This window comes from Streptomyces sp. NPDC018947 (assembly GCF_044390505.1).
In the GTDB taxonomy this organism is placed as follows: Bacteria; Actinomycetota; Actinomycetes; order Streptomycetales; family Streptomycetaceae; genus Streptomyces.
Genome location: NZ_JBIRZD010000011.1, coordinates 141311 through 161455 on the forward strand (window position 1 = coordinate 141311; position 20145 = coordinate 161455).

The following is a 20145-nucleotide window of genomic DNA, read 5'->3' on the forward strand; positions in this document are numbered from 1 at the left end:
GGGTCAACTCCTCGGGGGTTACGTGGGTCGGATGCCGCCGCTGTGGGCGAGGACGTCGAGCAGCCGGTCGGCGACCGGCGGACGCGGGCCGCCGTCGGGGCCGCGCAGCGTGTGCAGTTCGTGGCGCAGCCGCTTGTGGTCGTCGGCGGTCACGACCAGGGCGGGCAGCAGGAGCAGGAGGGCCTGCTCGGCGTCCGCGCGCCGCGTGGCGACGTGCACCCAGGTGTGCAGTGCGTCGAGGGCGCCGCGTGTGTGGGCGCGATCGCCGAGGGCGGTGCGCCAGAGGGTGGCGAGGTCCCGCGCCGAGTCCGCCTCGAACATGCCGTGATCGGCGTACCACTCGACGAGCGCGCCCTCCTCCGCGTTGTCGCAGGCCCGGACGAAGGCGTCGAGCGCCAGTGCCCGGACCGTCTCCGTGTCGTGGTGGAGCAGCCGCACCAGCTCCGCGAGCATCTCGCCGCGGTGGACGCCGACGGACAGCAGCAGGGCGGTGGACTGGATCAGGTTGTCGGCCTCGGCGGCGCCGCTGTTTCCGGCGCGGGCGCGGGCGGCGAGCGCGCTCAGTGCCGGCGCGGTCAGAGCGGGGCGCAGGGGTGCGAGCAGGCCGAAGGCGCGGATCGCGGTCCAGCGGCGGCCGGGGTGGGTGTCCGTGCACCACTGGGTGAGCAGTCGCAGCACGGCGGGCGCGTCCAGGAGCTGGGCGAGGGTGAGGGTGTTGGCGGCGGTGACGCGGGGGCCGAACGACTTCGACACGGCCCAGCCGTCGATCAGCAGTGCCACCGCCGACGGCAGGTCGGCTCGGGCGAGCAGCGCGGTGGCCGCGGCGGCCCGGGTCCGCACGACCGGGCGTCCGTCCCGGGCCAGCTCCCTCAGCCAGGCGACCAGCGCGGGACGGGTGGACGGATGTCCCGTCCACACCTCGGTGAGCAGCACCCGGGGCGTGCCCTCCTTGCGGAAGTACGCGGTGAACTGCGGCACCGGCCCCCACTCGGTGTCCACGTCGCGCGTCTCGCCCACGGCCCGCGCCCGGTCCAGCCGGATGCCGGCGGCGAGTCCGAAGACCGGGATGTCCGGCGGCTGTTCGGGGTGCTGAAGCCGCTGGAAGTGCACGAAGAGCAGGTCGGCCAGCTCGGCCGCCAGCGCATACGGTGCCCGGTCGAAGACGGCGAGGGAGATGAGGAAGGCCTTGTCGCGCAGGGACGTGTCGGGGTCGCCGAGCCATTCACGGCACTGCTGCTCGACCGCGGCCTGCCCGAAGTCCGCGAGCCGGGCCGCGGCGTCCGCGCTGCCGTCGTACGCGGCCAGCATCCCCGCGAACTCGGCGGCCTCGGCGGGCCGGTGGGCACCGCGGGCCAGGAAGTCCCGTACGGGGGAGAGGGAGAGGAGTCGCTCGGTGTCCGCTCCGCGCCGGCAGGCCAGGTGGGCGCGGAGCACGTCGGCCGTGTCCGGCGGCACCCATGCGCACGGGGTGGCTCCCAGGAGGAACGGCGAGTTCTCGACGGTCACCACCAGGTAGCCGTCGGCCTTGCGGAGCTGGTCGCGCGCCGCGTAGAGGTGGGTTTCGCGCAGGGGCCGATTGCGGCTGAGCGGCAGATCGCGCAGGACATGTCCGCCCGGCGAGGTGAGGCGGGCGCCCAGCTCGGCCGGATTGGTCTCCGTGGCCAGTGCGTGGACGGCGGGCACACCCAGACGGTGCAGAAGCATCAGCGCGGCGGCGTGCCGGCCGGTCGCGTGCGTGCCGGACAGGACGAGGACGCGTTCCTCGCGCAGGCGTGCCAGCGCGGCCTCGAACACGGGACCGTCGACGAAGACCTCGGCCAGGCCGTTCAGCAGGGTGCGGGGGATCTGGCCAGACGCGGGCGCGGCCGGGGACGCCGGGCCGTGGTTATGGATCTCCGTCCGGCCCATGAACACATCGCGGGCGACCCCGCCGGAGACGCCGTGCTGGGCGCCGCCGACCAGGCTGCCGCCGACCGAGGAACCGTCGAGGATGAAACCGGGTGCGTGTGCGACGAGTTCGCGCTGTGCGGCCCGCGCCTCCTGGCTCTGCTCCCGCTCCTCGGGCGGCTCGGCACCTTCGGTGTCCGGCCGCGGATCCCCCGCCGGTGCCGTCTCGGGGGCGGATGCCTGCGGCGGGTGCACCGTCATGCCGGTCCACCTCCCGACCGGCCCAGGTGCACGTCCCCGGTCACGTGACCGCCCGAAACACCGTGCTGGTCCCCGCAGACGAGGCTGCCGCCGAAGGCCGGGGAGCCGCCGTTGAACTGGAAGACAGGGCCGCCGGACGGGGCTCCTGCCACCGGGGCGGGCGGTGCTGTCGGCCCCGGTGCCGGGTGCTCCCCCGAGTCGGCACCCGGCACCGGGACCTCATCCCCCTTCTCACCATGGTTCTGCGCGCCCGGTACCGGGCCGTGCAGCCAGGCCGTCAGCGGGCCGTTCTTGCTCTCCACCGTCACGGCGTGGAAGGCGTCCGCCGGGACGCCGGGGTGGTCGTGGCGTACGACCCCGGCGTACAGGGCGTCCGACACGCACAGAGCGAAGTCGTCGGTGCGTTCCGCGAGGGCCGCGCGCAACAGGGCCGCGTCCAGCAGGCGGCAGGCGTGGTTCAGGTCCGAGCCCACCCAGCCGTCCCGCTCGTCCACGGCGACCCAGCCGGAGGCGACCACGCCGCGCAGCCGAATCTGCGCCGAGCGGGACGCCATCCGGTTGAGGGTCCTGAGCTGTGCGGGAACCTCGGTGAGCAGGGACCGCAGCAGCGCGGTGACGGGGGCGTTGGCGTCGATCAGCTCCATCACCGAGTCCCCGCGGTCGGCCCGCAGCCGAAGGGTCTCGTCGATGCCCGCGCTCTCCAGCGCCCGGTCGGCGATGTCGTAGAGCATGCGGCGCAGATACGCCTGCTCCACGTCGTCCCGGTCGCTGAACCTCTCGATGTCCAGCAGCAGGATCGTGCGGTTCACGGGGTTGGTCATGGTCGCCCTTCGACGGTGTGTGCGTCGTACAGGGCAGCAGAGTGGCGTGGGCGACGGGGGAGCGGTGAGGGCGGATGACGCAGTCGGAGTGTGACGGCGTACACAGAGCGCCGTGGGGCCGGGCGCGGCCGGGGGCGTTCTGTCAGACGCTGCGCGCGGGGGGCGTCTCGTCGGCCGGCGCCCTCGGCGGGGACGGGATCGCGGGGGCCGAATGGTCCGTCGCGGCGATGCGCCGCAGCACGTCGGGGCGCAGGATGAGGAGCGTACGGCGCCCGGTCGCCACCGCCTTCTTCTCACGCAGTTCACGCAGCAGGCGCTGCACCATCTCCCGGGAGGCGCCGACGGAGCCGGCCAGCTCCTGCTTGCTGAGCGGTACGGCGAGTGCGATGCCCTCGGGGGTACGGCGGCCGTGGGTGCGTGCGAGGTCGAGCAGCAGCACCGCGAAACGCTGGCGCACGTTCATCGACGCGAACTCCAGGCGGCGCCGGTCGGCGGCCCGGGTGCGGTCCGTGGTGAGGCCGAGCAGAGCGAACGAAACGGCGGGCGAACGATTCAGGAAGTCCTTGAAGCGCTCGTGCTCCACGGCGACCGCCCGCACCGGCTCCAGGGCGGTCACCGTCGCCGACCGCGGCCGGCCGGTCAGCGCCGCCGACTCGCCGATGACGTCACCGGGTCCGCGCAGCGCGAGCAGGGCCTCGTAGCCGTTGGCGGCGGAGGCGGTGACCTTGGTCCAGCCCTGCACCAGGAAGAGGACATGGGAGGAGGGCTCGCGCTGGTGCAGCAGGATGACGCGGGCGTCGTAGGCGAGCTCACGGCCGAGGGACAGCAGCGCCGTGCGGTCCTCCTTCTCCAGCCGCGCCAGGAACGGCACCCGGTCGTCCAGCCCTCCGTCGTCCGGTGCGTGCGGCGCCGTCCTCATGAGCGAAACCCCCGATCGTCTCAGCGGACGGACCAAGGTACTGAACGGGCGGGGCACCCCACCTGCGAAGAGCGCGATCCGGCCAAAGCGCCCCGAGGAGCGAAGCGCCGGCGGACCTGCGGCCTACGGCACCCCCAGTTCGAAGATCACATAGTGCGCGTACCAGCCCGAGGCGAGGGCCGCTGTCGTGAAGAAGACCGTCAGGCTCGGCAGTTTCAGGCGGCTCAGGGCCGCCGCGGGGGCGAGGAGGAGGGGGAAGGCGGGGAGCAGGTAGCGCATCGTGTTGCCGAACATCTGCTGGGTGCCCAGCACCGTGATGATCGACGCCAGGGTGTACGCGACGAGGACCAGCGGGGGCTTCTTGCGCAGCATCAGGGCGACGAGGAAGGGGAGCGCCAGCACCAGTTGGAGGGAGAGCAGGTCGGGGGTGGAGAAGGCGAAGACGTAGTCGTTGCGTCCCACCGCCAGGTTGCGCAGCACCTTCAGGGTGTAGGCGCCGTAGTCGAAGAAGTGCGCCCAGCCCTCGCGCTGGAGGATGAAGTACGCGGACGCCTCGCCGGTGCGGTAGCCGACCCAGGCGATGTAGGAGAGCAGGCCCAGCGGCGCCACGATCATGGCGTACAGCGGGCCCCGTACGCCGTGTTCACGTCGGCTCGCGGGGCGGGCGAGGGTCACCAGGGCGGCGAGTCCGACGGCGCCGATGAGGACGGCGGACGTGGGGCGGTTCAGCCCCGCGGTGAAGGCCAGCAGGCCCGCCAGGACCCAGCGCCGGGTCATCACGGCGTAGCAGGCCCAGGCGGCGATGGCGACGAACACGGACTCGGAGTACACGGCCCACTCGACGCCCGCGCCCGGCGCCACGGCCCACAGTCCCGCCGCGATGGTGCCCGCCCGGGCGCCGGCGATCAGGCGGACCACGGCGTAGATGCCCGCGGCGGCGACGAACGAGGCCACGACGGAGACCAGGATCCCGGAGCCGTACAGGCCGAGGCCGGTGGCCTCCGAGACCGTGCGGATCAGCGCCGGGTAGAGCGGGAAGAAGGCCACCGAGTTCTGCTGGACGGTGAACAGGCCGTCGGAGTCGAGCCGTACGAGGGAGGGGTGGTAGCCGTGCTCGGCGACCTGGAGGTACCACCAGCCGTCCCAGGTGGCCAGGACGTCCCACCAGTGGGCGCCGCCGCCGAAGCGCGGGTGCTTGCCGCGGAAGTCCCCGGCGTACTGGAGGAGGACGGCGAAGACCGTGAGGCCCACCAGCTTGGTGACGCCGTACAGGGCGAGCGGCGGCAGGAAGGGGCGCGCGCCCGCCGGCAGGGCGAGGCGGCGGGTCCACGCCGGGCGCCGGGCGTCCCAGGCCCGGGACCAGGTCCGCGGCGCGGTCTTCTCGCCGGCCCCGCCGGACGGGCCGCCCTCGGCGCCGGCCGACGCTTCGGTCACCGTGTCGTCGGCAGCCCTTTCCATGGCTGTCATCCCCCTCGGTCCGCCCTCACCCGGCAATCGCTGCCCTAAGATCGCACAAGAGTCGCACATCCGTGCTTTGCGCCAGGGGGGAGGGGAGGGCCGGTGCCCGAGGAACGGGACGAGCCGATCGTGCTGTCGGTCGTGATTCCGATGTACAACGAGGAAGAGGCCCTGCCCGCGCTGGTCAGCAGGCTGCGGCCGGTGCTGACGGAGCTGGGCGTGGCCCACGAGGTCGTGGCGGTGGACGACGGCAGCACCGACCGCACGGCGGAGCTCCTCGCCGCCTTCCGGCTCGGCTGGCCCGAGCTGCGCGTCATCGCGCTGCGCCGCAACTCCGGCCACCAGGCCGCCCTCACCGCCGGACTCGACCGGGCGGCCGGGGCCTACGTGGTGAGTCTGGACGCCGACCTCCAGGACCCGCCGGAGAAGATCCCCGAGATGCTGGCGCTGGCCCGTGGCGAGAGCCTCGACATCGTCTACGGCGTCCGGGCCGACCGCAGCAGCGACACCGGGTTCAAGCGCTGGACCGCCGGCGTCTACTACCGGCTCATGCGCCGGCTGGCCGGCCCGTCGGTCACCGCCCACGCGGGCGACTTCCGGCTGCTGAGCCGGGCCGCGGTGGACGCCCTGAAGGCCCTGCCGGACCAGCAGCGGGTCTACCGGCTGCTGGTGCCCTGGCTGGGTTTCCCCAGCGGCCGGGTGACGTACGAGCGGGAGCCGCGCACCGCGGGCCGGACGAAGTACCCGCTGGGGCGGATGATCCGCCTCGCCGTCGACAGCGTCACCGGCTTCTCCGCGGCCCCTCTGCGCATCGCCACCTGGCTGGGCGGCGGCGCGTTCCTCGTCTGCCTGGGCCTGCTGATCTACACGCTGACCGCCTACGCCCTCGGCCACACGGTGCCCGGCTGGACCTCCCTGTTCACCGGCGTGGTGTTCATCGGCGCCGTCCAGCTCGTCTGCGTCGGCCTGCTCGGCGAGTACGTCGGCCGCATCTACACGGCGGTGCAGAACCGGCCGACGTACTTCGTCCGGCACGACACGGCGGCCGGTGCCGGCGAGCCCGGGACGGAGGCGTCCGAGGAGGACGGGGCGCGGATTCCGGTGCCGCGGCGCTGAGCCGTGTCCGGTCCGTCGACGGTCGGGGCGGGCGGGGTGCGGATCGGGTGAAAGCGGGGCGAGGCGGGTGCCGCCGTCGGTCTCGCCCATTTGTTTTGACCGCAGCGAATGCGATAGGTACGCTCAGACCTTGTGCCTGGGGTGTGCCCTGGCCTTCGTGCGTGCCTACGACCGCACCGGGGGCCATGACCGGCCACCGCAATCCGCGCCTCTTTCCGTCCTCGCGGCGAGGGTTCGCGGCTTCGACACACCCGACCGCGTGGGTCGGTGACGTTCCAGGTTAGCTTCACCATTCGGCACACAGAAACCGGAGAAGTAGTGCCTACGATCCAGCAGCTGGTCCGTAAGGGCCGGCAGGACAAGGTCGAGAAGAACAAGACGCCCGCACTCGAGGGTTCCCCTCAGCGTCGTGGCGTCTGCACGCGTGTGTTCACGACCACCCCGAAGAAGCCGAACTCGGCCCTGCGTAAGGTCGCGCGTGTGCGTTTGACCAGCGGTATCGAGGTCACTGCTTACATTCCGGGTGAGGGACACAACCTGCAGGAGCACTCCATCGTGCTCGTGCGCGGCGGCCGTGTGAAGGACCTGCCGGGTGTTCGCTACAAGATCATCCGCGGTTCGCTCGACACCCAGGGTGTCAAGAACCGCAAGCAGGCTCGCAGCCGTTACGGCGCCAAGAAGGAGAAGTAAGAATGCCTCGTAAGGGCCCCGCCCCGAAGCGCCCGGTCATCATCGACCCGGTCTACGGTTCTCCTCTGGTGACCTCCCTGATCAACAAGGTGCTGCTGAACGGCAAGCGCTCCACCGCCGAGCGCATCGTCTACGGCGCCATGGAGGGCCTGCGCGAGAAGACCGGCAACGACCCGGTCATCACGCTGAAGCGCGCTCTCGAGAACATCAAGCCGACCCTCGAGGTCAAGTCCCGCCGTGTCGGTGGCGCCACCTACCAGGTGCCGGTCGAGGTCAAGCCCGGCCGCGCCAACACCCTGGCGCTGCGCTGGCTGGTCGGTTACTCCCGCGCCCGTCGCGAGAAGACCATGACCGAGCGTCTGCTCAACGAGCTCCTCGACGCCTCCAACGGCCTGGGTGCCGCTGTGAAGAAGCGCGAGGACACGCACAAGATGGCCGAGTCCAACAAGGCCTTCGCGCACTACCGCTGGTAGTCGCTACCCACATCGAGACCGAGAGAAGACTGAAGCCTTATGGCTACCACTTCACTTGACCTGGCCAAGGTCCGCAACATCGGGATCATGGCCCACATCGACGCGGGCAAGACGACGACCACCGAGCGGATCCTGTTCTACACGGGTGTGTCGTACAAGATCGGCGAGGTCCACGACGGCGCCGCCACCATGGACTGGATGGAGCAGGAGCAGGAGCGTGGCATCACGATCACGTCCGCTGCCACCACCTGTCACTGGCCGCTCGAGGACAACGACTACACGATCAACATCATCGACACCCCGGGGCACGTCGACTTCACCGTCGAGGTGGAGCGCTCCCTGCGTGTGCTCGACGGTGCCGTGACCGTGTTCGACGGTGTCGCCGGTGTCGAGCCCCAGTCCGAGACGGTGTGGCGTCAGGCCGACCGTTACGGCGTCCCCCGCATCTGCTTCGTGAACAAGCTGGACCGTACCGGCGCCGACTTCCTCCGCTGCGTGGGGATGATCTCGGACCGCCTGGGTGCCCAGCCGCTGGTCATGCAGCTCCCGATCGGTGCCGAGGCCGACTTCAAGGGCGTCGTGGACCTGGTCCGCATGAAGGCGCTGGTCTACTCCGCCGAGGCCGCCAAGGGCGAGATGTACGACGTCCTCGACGTGCCCGCCGAGCTCCAGGCCCAGGCCGAGGAGTACCGCGGCAAGCTGATCGAGGCCGTCGCGGAGAACGACGAGGAGATCATGGAGCTCTTCCTCGAGGGCCAGGAGCCCACCGAGGAGCAGCTCTACGCCGCGATCCGTCGTATCACCATCGCCTCCGGCAAGGCCACCGAGACCACCGTCACCCCGGTGTTCTGCGGCACCGCGTTCAAGAACAAGGGCGTCCAGCCCCTGCTCGACGCGGTCGTGCGCTACCTGCCGACCCCGCTCGACGTCGAGGCCATCGAGGGCCAGGACGTCAAGGACCCCGAGGTCGTCATCAAGCGCAAGCCGTCGGAGGACGAGCCTCTCGCCGCGCTCGCGTTCAAGATCATGAGCGACCCGCACCTGGGCAAGCTCACCTTCGTCCGGGTCTACTCGGGCCGCCTGGAGTCCGGCACCTCGGTGCTGAACTCCGTCAAGGGCAAGAAGGAGCGCATCGGCAAGATCTACCGCATGCACGCCAACAAGCGTGAGGAGATCGAGTCGGTGGGCGCCGGCGACATCGTCGCCGTCATGGGCCTGAAGCAGACCACGACCGGTGAGACGCTGTCCGACGAGAAGAGCCCGGTGATCCTGGAGTCCATGGACTTCCCGGCGCCGGTCATCGAGGTCGCGATCGAGCCCAAGTCCAAGGGCGACCAGGAGAAGCTGGGTGTCGCCATCCAGCGTCTCGCGGAGGAGGACCCCTCCTTCCAGGTGCACACCAACGAGGAGACCGGCCAGACCGTCATCGGCGGTATGGGCGAGCTTCACCTCGAGGTGCTGGTCGACCGCATGAAGCGCGAGTTCAAGGTCGAGGCCAACGTCGGCAAGCCTCAGGTCGCGTACCGTGAGACGATCCGCAAGGCCGTCGAGCGCGTGGACTACACCCACAAGAAGCAGACCGGTGGTACCGGTCAGTTCGCCAAGGTGCAGATCGCGATCGAGCCGATCGAGGGCGGCGACGCCTCGTACGAGTTCGTGAACAAGGTCACCGGTGGCCGCATCCCGAAGGAGTACATCCCTTCGGTGGACGCCGGTGCGCAGGAGGCCATGCAGTTCGGCATCCTGGCCGGCTACGAGATGACGGGCGTCCGCGTCACGCTCATCGACGGTGGCTACCACGAGGTCGACTCCTCCGAACTCGCGTTCAAGATCGCCGGTTCGCAGGCCTTCAAGGAGGCCGCGCGCAAGGCTTCGCCCGTGCTCCTGGAGCCGATGATGGCCGTCGAGGTCACCACGCCCGAGGACTACATGGGTGAGGTCATCGGCGACATCAACTCCCGCCGTGGCCAGATCCAGGCCATGGAGGAGCGGGCGGGTGCCCGCGTCGTGAAGGGCCTCGTGCCCCTGTCGGAGATGTTCGGCTACGTCGGCGACCTCCGCAGCAAGACGTCGGGTCGCGCAAGCTACTCGATGCAGTTCGACTCCTACGCCGAGGTTCCCCGGAACGTCGCCGAGGAGATCATCGCGAAGGCCAAGGGCGAGTAAGGGACTCCGTTTAACGGACCCCCCGTACACGCTTTAGGCTTGACCCCGGAGCCTGCAAGGGGCATTCCACCGCCAACCCGGCGGAATGCCCCCTGGCCCGGGTTTCCCAGCAAAGATCACCTGGCGCCGATGAGTAAGGCGTACAGAACCACTCCACAGGAGGACCCCAGTGGCGAAGGCGAAGTTCGAGCGGACTAAGCCGCACGTCAACATCGGCACCATCGGTCACATCGACCACGGTAAGACGACCCTCACGGCCGCCATTACCAAGGTGCTGCACGACGCGTACCCGGACCTGAACGAGGCCTCGGCCTTCGACCAGATCGACAAGGCTCCCGAAGAGCGCCAGCGCGGTATCACCATCTCCATCGCGCACGTCGAGTACCAGACCGAGACGCGTCACTACGCCCACGTCGACTGCCCCGGTCACGCGGACTACATCAAGAACATGATCACGGGTGCGGCGCAGATGGACGGCGCCATCCTCGTGGTCGCCGCCACCGACGGCCCGATGCCGCAGACCAAGGAGCACGTGCTCCTGGCCCGCCAGGTCGGCGTTCCGTACATCGTCGTCGCCCTGAACAAGGCCGACATGGTGGACGACGAGGAGATCCTGGAGCTCGTCGAGCTCGAGGTCCGTGAGCTCCTCTCCGAGTACGAGTTCCCGGGCGACGACGTTCCGGTCGTCAAGGTCTCCGCTCTGAAGGCCCTCGAGGGCGACAAGGAGTGGGGCAACTCGGTCCTCGAGCTCATGAAGGCCGTGGACGAGGCCATCCCGGAGCCCGAGCGTGACGTCGACAAGCCGTTCCTGATGCCGATCGAGGACGTCTTCACCATCACCGGTCGCGGTACGGTCGTCACCGGCCGCATCGAGCGTGGTGTCCTCAAGGTCAACGAGACCGTCGACATCATCGGCATCAAGCCGGAGAAGACCACCACCACGGTCACCGGCATCGAGATGTTCCGCAAGCTGCTCGACGAGGGCCAGGCCGGTGAGAACGTCGGTCTGCTGCTCCGCGGCATCAAGCGCGAGGACGTCGAGCGCGGCCAGGTCATCATCAAGCCGGGCTCGGTCACCCCGCACACCGAGTTCGAGGCGCAGGCCTACATCCTGTCCAAGGACGAGGGTGGCCGCCACACGCCGTTCTTCAACAACTACCGTCCGCAGTTCTACTTCCGTACGACGGACGTGACCGGCGTCGTGACCCTCCCCGAGGGCACCGAGATGGTCATGCCGGGTGACAACACCGAGATGAAGGTGGAGCTCATCCAGCCCGTCGCCATGGAAGAGGGCCTGAAGTTCGCCATCCGCGAGGGTGGCCGGACCGTGGGCGCCGGCCAGGTCACCAAGATCAACAAGTGAGTTCCGCTTGCTTGTTGGGTCGACTGACCTGACCCGGGCTTGATGCCTGACGAGAGGACCCGCACGACTTCGGTCGTGCGGGTCCTTTCGCGTACGCGACGAAGGCCGCGTCAAGGCCGACGGGGACGGATCACCTGATCGGGGGGTGGGTGGGCATATGCCGTCGGTAACGCCAAGACCCGGCGTACGTTCTCCACATGGTCAGTTCTTCCCACGAGGCGTTGCACCGGATCTTCCAGGAGGACCCGGCGCTCTTCGCCCGTGCCGTCAAGGGGCTCGGAGTCACCTTCGCCGAACCCTTCTCCGCGGTACCGCTCACCACCGATCTCACGGAGAACCGGCCGGTGGAGAGACGGGTGGACACCTTGCTGCGCATGGACGCCGGTGAGAGCGGCAGTTTTCTGCTCGCCGTCGAGTCCCAGGGAAAGAAAGACCCGGACAAGCCCGCGAGCTGGGCGTACTACCTGTCGCACCTGCACGCGAAGTACCACCTGCCCCCGGTCCTCCTGGTGGTCTGTGCGGATCGGCGTACCGCTGCCTGGGCGGCCAGGCAGGTCGACATCGGGCCGCCGCAGTGGCCCTCCCTCACGGTGCGCCCCTTGGTACTGGGCCCTGACAACGTGCCGGTCATCGACAGCCCCGACGAGGCGGCGAGGGACATTCCCTTGACCGTCCTCTCCGCGGCTTTGCACCGTCAGGATCCGGACACCGATGCCATACTGAAAGCTCTGGCCACGGCGCTGAAAGGCTTGTCGGCCGAGGACGAGGGCACTGCAAGCATCTTCATCGAGCTCACGGAACAAGGCCTCGGCAAGACGCCGGCCGCGGAACTCTGGAGGCAGATCATGGCCGCCGACCTTTCCTTCTTCCAGTCGGAGACCGCTCAGAGCCTCAGGGCGGAGGGGCGGGCGGAGGGACGGGCCGAGGGACGGGCCGAGGACATCCTGCTTCTGCTGGAGCGGCGTGGTGTCGAGGTGTCCGCGGAGGACCAGGCGCGTGTGCGTGGGTGTGGGGATCTCGAGGTGCTGGGGGTCTGGTTCACGCGGGCGATCACGGCGCGGTCGGCCGCGGAGGTGTTCGTGTCGAGCGGGGACGGTGACGGCGCCGCGTAGGGCGCGCGTGAGCGGGCCCGGGCGCTCTCCCGCTGCGCACCCGGGCCCTGCCCCTCGCTCCCCCGTGGAGCGGTCAGTGGGTCATACGCGCTGCCACAGGGCAGGCACGTTGGACGGCTCCCAGCCCGGCTGGGCCTGGTGCCCCTGGAGGCATCGGTAGGTGGCGCCGCCGTAGGTCACCGTGTCGCCCGCCTGGTAGACCTTGCCGACGGTCCAGGTGCCGCCCGGCGGGGGCTCCTCGGGGCCGGGGCCGCCGTCACCGGACGTCTTCAGGGTGAGGCCGTAGTTCGCCAGGAGCGGGTTGATCGGCTGGAAGAAGGTCTCGCCGCCGCTGCTGCAGTTGCCCGAGCCGCCCGAGGTGACGCCCTGCGCCTGGCTGCCGGAGATGTACGAGCCGCCGGAGTCGCCGGGCTCGGCGCACACCGTGGTGCGGGTGACGCCGGAGACGGTGCCCTCCTGGTAGCTGACGCTGGTGTTGAGCTGCTGGACGGTGCCGCAGTGCCAGCCGGTCGTGGAGCCGGAGCGGCAGACCGACGAGCCGACCGGCGCCTGCGTGGAACCGGTGACCTGGACGCTCTGCCCGCCCGCGCCGTTGACGTACGGGGTCGCCGTCCAGCTCGCGTTGGTCGCCACCCACGCCATGTCGAGGCCCGGGAAGGTCGAGCCCTGGAAGGTGCCCTGCGCGACCCGGTTGGCGCCGCTGGTGGAGGCCCCGGCCCGGCCGCAGTGGCCCGCGGTGGCGAAGCCCTGCTGGGTGCCCTTGGTGATCGGGAAGCCGATCGAACAGCGGCCGCTGTTGTTGATGTAGTACGCCTCGCCGCCGCGCAGGTCGTAGAAGGTGCGGGGCCGCTCGGTGCGGGGCTCTACACGGGCGAGGGACGTGTCCACGCCGGCCGCCGCCAGCAGCGAACGGGCCTCGGCGGGGCGTACGGCCTCCACCACGAGGGTGTTGGTGCGCGTGTCGACGTACCAGACGGGCGCGCCGGAGGTGTCCCGGCCGGCCGCCGCGCGGTCCAGGCGGGCCTTGGCCGCGTCGAGGTCGGCCAGGGAGTGGCGTACGACCTCGGCCTCGGCGCCCTGTGCCTCGATCGCGGCGACGTCGCCCGCGTCCGTCGTCGCCACGGTCAGCGTGCCGGACTCGGCGCCCCGCACCCACGCTCCGGCGAAGTCGGCGCCCAGCGCGGCCCGCAGCCGTCCCGCCACGGCGCCCGCCTCGGCCTCGTTGGCCAGGCGCTGCCGGGCCTGATCCCGGTCCAGGCCGAGGTCGCGCTGCATGGCGCTGAGCAGGGCGGGCGGGGCGGCGTCGGTGCGCAGGGTCTCGGCCGCGGTGGGCGCCGACGGCGTCGCGGCCCCGGCCGTCCCGGCGCTCGCGGAGCCGCTGAGCCCGGCCACGAGCAGGGCGGCCGTCGCCGCGAGGGCGGCGCCCGCGGCTCTGACTCCGGTGTGCCGCCGGGGCACGGAGGACATGGGAGGCATGGGGGAACTCCTCGGTCTCGGTGGGAGGTGCCGAAACCGTAGGGAGGGCCGGCCGTCGGGCATAAGACACCGGCCAGCCCCCTCCCCGGCGTTATGGAACGCCGCGGAGCCCCGCGCGCGTCAGCCCACGGCCGCCGCGTCCCCGTGCGCCGCGAGCCACTCCGTGTAGCTGTCGCTGCCCGCGGCCACACCCGCGTGGGCGATGCGCGCCTGCGCGAGGACGGTGGCGGCGACGTCCCGCCGCTGGGTCCCCGCGTGCCAGCCGAGCAGGTGTCGCCAGGCCAGGGGGGTGCCGGTCAGCGGCCGGGTGACGATGCCGGGCGTGGTCGGGAACGTCGCCCGGCACAGGCCGACGGCCCGGCCCACCTGCACGAGGTGCACGAGGGACGCGGTGTCCGTCTCGTACATGCGGCGCGGGGTGAACCCGGCGCGGGCGCAGGACGCGGTGAAGCAGTCCCCGAAGCAGCCGTCACCCGGTACGCAGGCCCACTCCTCGCCGGCCAGTTCGGTCAGGGCCACCTCGGGCCGGTGGGCGAGGCGGTGGCCGTCGGGCATCATGACGAACACCGGGTCCACGGCGACCTCCCGCCAGACCAGGCCCTCCGCGCCGGGCGGGGGAGCCGACCCGCAGGTCCCGGCGAGGGCGAAATCCAGCCGCCCCTCGACCAGTTGCTCGGCCAGCTCGCGTTCCGACCACGAGGTGCAGGTCGTCATCCGGGCGTCCGGGGCGACGCCCGCCAGGCGGTGGACCAGGGCGCCCAGTAACGGGCCGTGGGTGCCGCCCAGCCGCAGCCGCTCGGCGGTGCGCGGGGCCGCGCGGGCGAATCTGGCCGCCTCCTGCTGCAGTTCGGTGACCGCGGGCAGCACGATCCGGCTGCGCTCCAGCACCAGTTCGCCCAGGGCGGTGGCCCGCACTCCGTGCCGCCCACGCTCGAACAGGGCGCCGCCGAGGGCCCGTTCGATCCGCTTGAGCTGTGCGCTCAACGCGGGCTGCGCGAGCCCGAGCGCCGTCGCCGCCCGCGTGAGGCTGCCGGCGTCGGCGATGGCCCGAACCGTCTTGAGATGCCGCAACTCCAGCTCCATGAGGGGAGCTTGCGACGCGGGAGTGACGGGGGCAAGGGGTTGGTCCGGACCAGTATCGGGTTCTCCCCCCGGGGCCCTCAGTCTTCCCCCTCCCCGTTCGCCTCGAAGAGTTCCCTGGCCCGGTCGGTCAGGGCCTTGCGGACCGATTCGGGGGTGAGGACGCGCAGGGGGGTGCCCAGGCCGAGGAGGTAGGTGGCCAGGCCTTCCGGGTCGGGGCCGCCGATGTCGATGAGGGTGGCGTCGGGGCCGTCGGGGCGGTGGGTGCCGACGGTGGGCGGGACGAGGCGGAGCGCCCGGTCCAGCGGCAGCGGGACGCGGACCGTCGCGCGCAGGGGATAGGGGCCGGTGGCGACCGAGCGGGCGACGAGCAGCGCCGGGTCGGGCGGGTCCGCGATCTCCACCGGGCGCCCGGTGGACTGGAGCCGCTGGACGCGGTCGGCGCGGAAGGTCCGCCACTGGCCCCGTTCCACGTCCCGGGCGACGAAGTACCAGCGGCGTCCGGTGTGGACCAGGCGGTAGGGGTCGACGTCCCGGACGGTGGCCCGCCCCTCCCAGTCGCGGTACGACAGCCGGGCGCGCTCGGACCGGCGGCACGCGGTGGCCAGTTCCAGCAGGGTGCCCGGCGGAACCTGCGGCTCCTCGGCCCTCGGGGTGTGGACGAAGGCGGCGTCCATGTCGCCCAGCCGGTCCGCGACGCGCCGGGGCAGGACCTGGCGGAGCTTCAGCAGCGCGGACAGGGCCGCCTGGTCACCCCCGAGCGTCCCGCTCAGCGCGGCCTCCCGCAGCCCGACGGCCACGGCGAGTGCCTCCTCGTCGTCCAGGATCAGCGGCGGCGTACGCGTACCGGGGCGCAGCCGGTAGCCGCCCCACGGGCCGGGGTCGGACTCGACGGCGTAGCCCAGCTCCCGCAGCCGCGCGACGTCCCGGCGCACGGTCCGCTCGGTGACCTCCATGCGCTCGGCCAGTTCACCGCACGTCCAGGCGGGCCGGACGGCCAGCAGGGAGACCAGGCGCAGCAGCCGGGCGGAGGTACTCAGCACGTCGGCGAAGTTTTCCACACGCCGCCGCACGACCCGGACCGAACCTGTCCTGGTCGCGTCCTACCGTCCTCCCATGACCACGACCACGGACAACACCCCGGCGCCCGCCTTCCGCTTCTCGGCCGTCACCTTCGACTGCCCCGACCCCGCCGACATGGCCCGCTTCTACGGCGAGGCCCTCGGCCTGCCCGTCGTCTTCTCCACCGACGACTTCGTCCTGCTCGGCCAGAAGGACGGCGCGGCCGGCCTGGGCTTCAACCGGCTGGCCGACTACCGCCGGCCCACCTGGCCGGACCCCGCGCAGGAGAAGCAGGCCCACATCGACCTCGGCGTCGACGACCTGGACGCGGCGGAGGCCCGGCTGCTCGCCCTCGGTGCCGTGAAGCCCGAGTTCCAGCCGGAGCCGGACCGGTGGCGGGTGCTGCTGGACCCGGCGGGGCATCCCTTCTGCGTGTCCACGGTGGCGTGAGGGCGCCGTCACTCGCCCTGTGACCAGGCCGCCACCGGCAGGGTGAGGCAGACGCCGAAGTCGCGCAGGGCGGTGCCGGCGCGGAGGGACTCGTGGAGCCGGTCCACGCGGTCCTGGCGGTCGGCCGCCCTGCTCTCGAACCACTTGGAGCGGACCTCGATCACGACGTCCAGGCCGCCGCGGTCCAGCGGACCCAGCGGGCCCGGCGGGCGGAACCGCAGGTCCACGTCGCCCGGCCTCAGGTCGCCGTCGTAGGGCTCCTCGGGACACTCCACGGCCGGCGGCACCAAGTGCGGCAGGAACGCGCCGAGTTCGCGCAGGGTCGTCTCCGGGACGTGCGGGGCGTAGGTGATCTCCACGAGGGGCATCGCGGTGGGCGCCCGCGGCACCGGCGCCTCAGAACGCGGGTTCCGGTGGCGTGAGCCGCAGTTCGGCCCACACGGTCTTGCGCGGAAAGCGCTCCTCGGTCACCCCCCAGCGGTGCGCCAGCGCCTCCACCAGCAGCAGTCCGCGCCCCGACTCCGCGTCGGGAGCGGGCGTTCGCACCTCGGGAAGCCGTTCGCCCCGCGTGTCCGTGACCTCGACGCGCAGGGTGTCGCCGACGACGTACAGCGTGAGCCGGAAGTCACGCCCGGCGACGCGTCCGTGGTCCGCCGCGTTGGCCGCCAGCTCGGCGACGAGATGGCGTGCCGGGTCCAGCGGCAGCCCCCAGGACCGGAGTTGCTCGGTCGCCAGCAGCCGGGCGAGACGGGCGCCACGGGGCGTGGGGGAGAGCTGCACGCTGAAGTTGCGCACGGACGACGTGAGTTCGGCGGATTTCTGATTCACGTCACTCAGCGTGGCGGCGTGTGCGTACGGTGAGAAGTGACTCAGCGAGCGCGTACGGTGACTGTCCGAAGCTTGTCCGGCCGTGTCGGGGCTGTCGGGACGGGGCGCGCGGGTAGGGCGCTGGGACCAGACAGCCAGGACGACGAAGGGGCGCGGGATGACGGTCGAGGCGGAGGCCGGGGCGGGCCGGCCGAGGGGCGAGGCCGACGAGCCGGGGTGGGAGGTGGACCCGGACGACGAGTGGGGTGTCGCCGTCATCGCCACCGTGGGGCGCCAGTTGAAGCTGCGGCGGGAGGCCGTGGGGATGCGCGCCGCCGACTTCGGGGCGGCCGTGGGGTACGGGGAGGACCTCGTCTACAAGGTCGAGGGCGGCAAGCGGATTCCCCGCCAGGATTATCTGGACAGGGCCGACGAGGTGCTGGACGCGGGCGGACTCATCGCGGCGACGTGGGAGGACGTGAAGAAGGTCCGGTATCCGAAGAGGGTTCGGGAACTGGGCAAGCTGGAGGCCAAGGCCGTCGAGATCGGCATCTACGAGTGCAACAGCGTCCATGGGTTGTTGCAGACCCCGGAGCACGCCCGCGCGTTGATGGAGGCGGCGCAACCGCCGTACTCGCCGGACGATGTGGAACGCATGGTGGCCGCACGCATGGCTCGGCAAGCGGTGTTCGAACGCGATCCGGCCCCATCGCTCCACTTCGTCCTGGAGGAGGCCCTGCTGCGGCGGCCGATCGGCGGCACAATGGGGTGGCAGCGCCAGCTCGAACGTCTGCTGGAGGTGGGGAGGTTGAATCCCGTCACGCTTCAGGTGATGCCGACGAACACCGATGCCCATCCGGGTGTGGACGGCAAGATCGAGCTGCTGAAGTTCCCGGACGGTACCGCTGTCGGACGTTCCGACGGCGCGTTCAACGGGCGGCCGATCGTCGACCCGAAAGACCTGCGCATCCTTGAGCTGCGGTATGGCACCATCCGGGCGCAGGCTCTCCCGCCGAGGGAGTCGCTGGCCTTCATCGAACGATTGCTGGGAGAGACATGATCCGCAAGGCCTCCGCCAGGGACGCCGCTTCCGAGCTGGCCTGGTTCAAGAGCAGCTACAGCAGCGGTACCGACGGCAACTCCTGCGTCGAACTGGCCCTCACCCCTGGCGCCGTGCACGTCCGTGACTCCAAGAACTGCCCGGCCGAGGGTCCCCGTCTGGCGCTCACCCCGGCTGCCTGGGCGAGCTTCCTTCCGTACGTGTCGCAGGGCTGACCGCCGGCTCGACGACCTCCTGCGTTCCGACGACCGCCAGCAGCTCCAGCAGCCCCGCGCTGTCCGTCCCGACGGCCGGGGTGAACCACAGCAGCCGCTGGCGGCCGTCCTCGCTGAACAGGTTGAGGCAGTTGATTTCGATCAGGCCGAGCGTGGGGTGGAGCAGGCGCTTGCGGTCGTCGCGCCGGAAGGCCACGTCATGGTCGGCCCACAGCGTGGCGAACTCGGGGGAGACGTCGAGCAGCGTACGGATCAGCGAACCGGCTTCCGGGTCCTTCGCGTCCCGGCGTGCCGCCGCGGCCCGCAGGTCGGCGACGAAGGCGCGGGACTGGCTCTCGTGGTCGGCCTCGGGATACAGGCGCCGGGCCTCGGGCTCGGTGAACCAGCGGTGGACGAAGCTGGCCCGGGGCCCCCGGAAGCCGGACTGGTCCCCGAGCAGCGCCACGGCCGACGGATTCTGTACGAGGGTGACGTGCAGATCGGTGATCACCTGAGCCGGTGTCGACGTGAGGCGGCCGAGCAGGTCGAGCATGCCGGGGTGCACATGGGAGGCGGCCCCGCCCTGCACGGGAACCGGCCGGTCCGCGAGCCGGTACAGGTAGTCGCGTTCGTCGGCGGACAGCCGCAGCGCCCGCGCCAGCGCGGCGATCATCTGCTCGGACGGCTGCGACCCGGCGCCGCGCTCCAGCTCGTTGTAGTAGTCCACCGACGCACCGGCGAGCTGGGCGACCTCCTCGCGTCGCAGTCCCGGCACCCGCCGTCGCGGCCCGGCCGGGAGCCCGACGTCGGCCGGGCGGATGCGCCCCCGCCGAGAACGCAGGAACGCTCCCAGCTCGGCGTACTTCGCAGCGCTCATGCCGTCCATTCTGCGCCGGGCCGGGACCGTGACCCAGGGGACGGCATCCCCTGGTTGCGCGGACGGGCGGGGCGCATCGTGGAGCCATGACCACGAACACGAACCAGCACCCCACCCCCGCGGCCCGGCGCGTCGCCGTCGTCACCGGCGGATCACGCGGCATCGGACGGGCGGTCTCGCGGAAACTGGCCGAGGACGGCCTGGCCGTCGTCGTGAACTACGCCCGCGACGCGGCGTCCGCCGAGGAGACGGTGGCGGCGATCACCGGGGCCGGCGGACGGGCGGTCGCCGTGCCCGCGGACGTGGCGGAGGAGAAGGAGGTCGTCGCGCTCTTCGACCGGGCGGAGGCCGAGTTCGGCGGCGTCGACGTGGTGGTGAACTCGGCCGGACGGATGACCCTGTCGACCATCGCCGACCTGGACCTGGCCGCGCTCGACGCCATGCACCGCACCAACATCCGCGGCACCTTCGTGGTCGCCCAACAGGCGGCGCGGCGGCTGCGGGCGGGAGGCACCTTCGTGGGCTTCTCGACGTCCGTCGTCGGCACGCAGTTCCCCGGCTACGGGGCGTACGTGGCGAGCAAGGGCGCCGTGGAGGCGATGACCCTGGTCCTGGCGCGTGAGCTGCGCGGCCGCGACATCACGGTGAACACCGTGGCGCCCGGGCCCACGGCCACCGACCTGTTCCTCGCGGACAAGACGCCCGAGCAGATCGACCGGCTCGCCAAGACCCCGCCGCTGGAGCGGCTGGGCACCCCGGAGGACATCGCCGCCGTGGTCGCCTTCCTGAGCAGCCCCGCCGGCCACTGGGTGAACGGCCAAGTGCTGCGCGCCAACGGCGGCCTGGTCTGACGGGGGTACGCCACCCCGTTCC

20 protein-coding genes are annotated in these 20145 nt (G+C 71.5%); 10 read left to right on the forward strand and 10 right to left on the reverse strand.

Going from position 1 to position 20145, the window contains the following annotated elements; genetic code table 11:
- Window positions 1-18: 18 nt before the first annotated feature.
- The 4 genes from ACH499_RS21690 to ACH499_RS21705 form a co-directional block, all read right to left on the reverse strand.
- The gene (locus tag ACH499_RS21690) at window positions 19-2148 is read right to left on the reverse strand and encodes a hypothetical protein (protein WP_399017652.1); all 2130 of its coding nucleotides are present in this window, start codon (window positions 2146-2148) and stop codon (window positions 19-21) included.
- Window positions 2145-2969 carry a hypothetical protein gene (locus ACH499_RS21695; protein WP_399017654.1) on the reverse strand — a complete coding sequence of 275 codons (825 nt, stop codon included), beginning with the start codon at window positions 2967-2969 and terminating at the stop codon, window positions 2145-2147. Before ACH499_RS21695 ends, ACH499_RS21690 begins: the two co-directional genes overlap by 4 nt.
- A gap of 142 nt (window positions 2970-3111) precedes the next feature.
- On the reverse strand, window positions 3112-3888 hold the full coding sequence (locus ACH499_RS21700; RefSeq protein ID WP_399017656.1) for a Crp/Fnr family transcriptional regulator: 777 nt from the start codon (window positions 3886-3888) through the stop codon (window positions 3112-3114).
- A gap of 123 nt (window positions 3889-4011) precedes the next feature.
- Entirely contained in the window at window positions 4012-5355 is a 1344-nt protein-coding gene (locus ACH499_RS21705) for a hypothetical protein (RefSeq protein WP_399017658.1), read from the reverse strand.
- 93 nt (window positions 5356-5448) lie between these two features.
- Here ACH499_RS21705 and ACH499_RS21710 point away from each other — a divergent pair, with 93 nt between their 5' ends.
- The 6 genes from ACH499_RS21710 (at window position 5449) to ACH499_RS21735 (ending at window position 12266) form a co-directional block, all read left to right on the forward strand.
- A complete protein-coding gene (locus ACH499_RS21710; RefSeq protein WP_399017660.1) occupies window positions 5449-6462 on the forward strand; it encodes a glycosyltransferase family 2 protein in 1014 nt (337 codons plus the stop codon).
- 318 nt (window positions 6463-6780) lie between these two features.
- The gene (gene rpsL / locus ACH499_RS21715) at window positions 6781-7152 is read left to right on the forward strand and encodes a 30S ribosomal protein S12 (RefSeq protein ID WP_003948652.1); all 372 of its coding nucleotides are present in this window, start codon (window positions 6781-6783) and stop codon (window positions 7150-7152) included.
- Between the two features lie 2 nt (window positions 7153-7154).
- A complete protein-coding gene (rpsG, locus tag ACH499_RS21720) occupies window positions 7155-7625 on the forward strand; it encodes a 30S ribosomal protein S7 (RefSeq protein WP_003998848.1) in 471 nt (156 codons plus the stop codon).
- Between the two features lie 39 nt (window positions 7626-7664).
- A complete protein-coding gene (gene fusA / locus ACH499_RS21725; RefSeq protein WP_356197744.1) occupies window positions 7665-9791 on the forward strand; it encodes an elongation factor G in 2127 nt (708 codons plus the stop codon).
- A 169-nt stretch (window positions 9792-9960) separates the two neighbouring features.
- Window positions 9961-11154 carry an elongation factor Tu gene (gene tuf, locus ACH499_RS21730; protein WP_077796778.1) on the forward strand — a complete coding sequence of 398 codons (1194 nt, stop codon included), beginning with the start codon at window positions 9961-9963 and terminating at the stop codon, window positions 11152-11154.
- A gap of 197 nt (window positions 11155-11351) precedes the next feature.
- The gene (locus ACH499_RS21735; RefSeq protein WP_356197746.1) at window positions 11352-12266 is read left to right on the forward strand and encodes a hypothetical protein; all 915 of its coding nucleotides are present in this window, start codon (window positions 11352-11354) and stop codon (window positions 12264-12266) included.
- Window positions 12267-12347: 81 nt separating this feature from the next.
- On the opposite strand, the gene ACH499_RS21740 is transcribed toward ACH499_RS21735, so the two are convergent.
- The 3 genes from ACH499_RS21740 to ACH499_RS21750 all read right to left on the reverse strand — a co-directional run bounded on the left by ACH499_RS21740 (window position 12348) and on the right by ACH499_RS21750 (window position 15865).
- Window positions 12348-13733 (reverse strand): alpha-lytic protease prodomain-containing protein, encoded by a 1386-nt coding sequence (locus ACH499_RS21740; protein ID WP_399017799.1) that lies wholly within the window; start codon window positions 13731-13733, stop codon window positions 12348-12350.
- 129 nt (window positions 13734-13862) lie between these two features.
- Window positions 13863-14825 carry a LysR family transcriptional regulator gene (locus ACH499_RS21745; RefSeq protein WP_356197748.1) on the reverse strand — a complete coding sequence of 321 codons (963 nt, stop codon included), beginning with the start codon at window positions 14823-14825 and terminating at the stop codon, window positions 13863-13865.
- 77 nt (window positions 14826-14902) lie between these two features.
- Window positions 14903-15865, reverse strand: coding sequence for a helix-turn-helix transcriptional regulator (locus tag ACH499_RS21750; protein ID WP_399017663.1), 963 nt, complete (start codon window positions 15863-15865; stop codon window positions 14903-14905).
- A gap of 73 nt (window positions 15866-15938) precedes the next feature.
- On the opposite strand from ACH499_RS21750, the gene ACH499_RS21755 reads away from it, so the two are divergent.
- Window positions 15939-16334 (forward strand): VOC family protein, encoded by a 396-nt coding sequence (locus ACH499_RS21755; RefSeq protein ID WP_356197752.1) that lies wholly within the window; start codon window positions 15939-15941, stop codon window positions 16332-16334.
- A gap of 8 nt (window positions 16335-16342) precedes the next feature.
- On the opposite strand, the gene ACH499_RS21760 is transcribed toward ACH499_RS21755, so the two are convergent.
- On the reverse strand, window positions 16343-16702 hold the full coding sequence (locus tag ACH499_RS21760; RefSeq protein WP_399017665.1) for a hypothetical protein: 360 nt from the start codon (window positions 16700-16702) through the stop codon (window positions 16343-16345).
- A gap of 28 nt (window positions 16703-16730) precedes the next feature.
- A complete protein-coding gene (locus ACH499_RS21765) occupies window positions 16731-17162 on the reverse strand; it encodes an ATP-binding protein (RefSeq protein WP_399017667.1) in 432 nt (143 codons plus the stop codon).
- Window positions 17163-17319: 157 nt separating this feature from the next.
- On the opposite strand from ACH499_RS21765, the gene ACH499_RS21770 reads away from it, so the two are divergent.
- The gene (locus tag ACH499_RS21770; protein ID WP_399017669.1) at window positions 17320-18201 is read left to right on the forward strand and encodes a helix-turn-helix domain-containing protein; all 882 of its coding nucleotides are present in this window, start codon (window positions 17320-17322) and stop codon (window positions 18199-18201) included.
- The gene (locus ACH499_RS21775; protein WP_399017671.1) at window positions 18198-18416 is read left to right on the forward strand and encodes a DUF397 domain-containing protein; all 219 of its coding nucleotides are present in this window, start codon (window positions 18198-18200) and stop codon (window positions 18414-18416) included. The genes ACH499_RS21770 and ACH499_RS21775 overlap by 4 nt, the downstream gene beginning before the upstream one ends.
- Here the strand turns inward: ACH499_RS21775 and ACH499_RS21780 are convergent.
- Window positions 18367-19272 carry a helix-turn-helix transcriptional regulator gene (locus tag ACH499_RS21780; RefSeq protein WP_399017673.1) on the reverse strand — a complete coding sequence of 302 codons (906 nt, stop codon included), beginning with the start codon at window positions 19270-19272 and terminating at the stop codon, window positions 18367-18369. The two genes, ACH499_RS21775 and ACH499_RS21780, sit on opposite strands and share 50 nt — an antisense overlap.
- 86 nt (window positions 19273-19358) lie before the next feature.
- On the opposite strand from ACH499_RS21780, the gene ACH499_RS21785 reads away from it, so the two are divergent.
- A complete protein-coding gene (locus ACH499_RS21785) occupies window positions 19359-20123 on the forward strand; it encodes an SDR family oxidoreductase (RefSeq protein ID WP_399017675.1) in 765 nt (254 codons plus the stop codon).
- The last annotated feature ends 22 nt before the right edge of the window (window positions 20124-20145 follow it).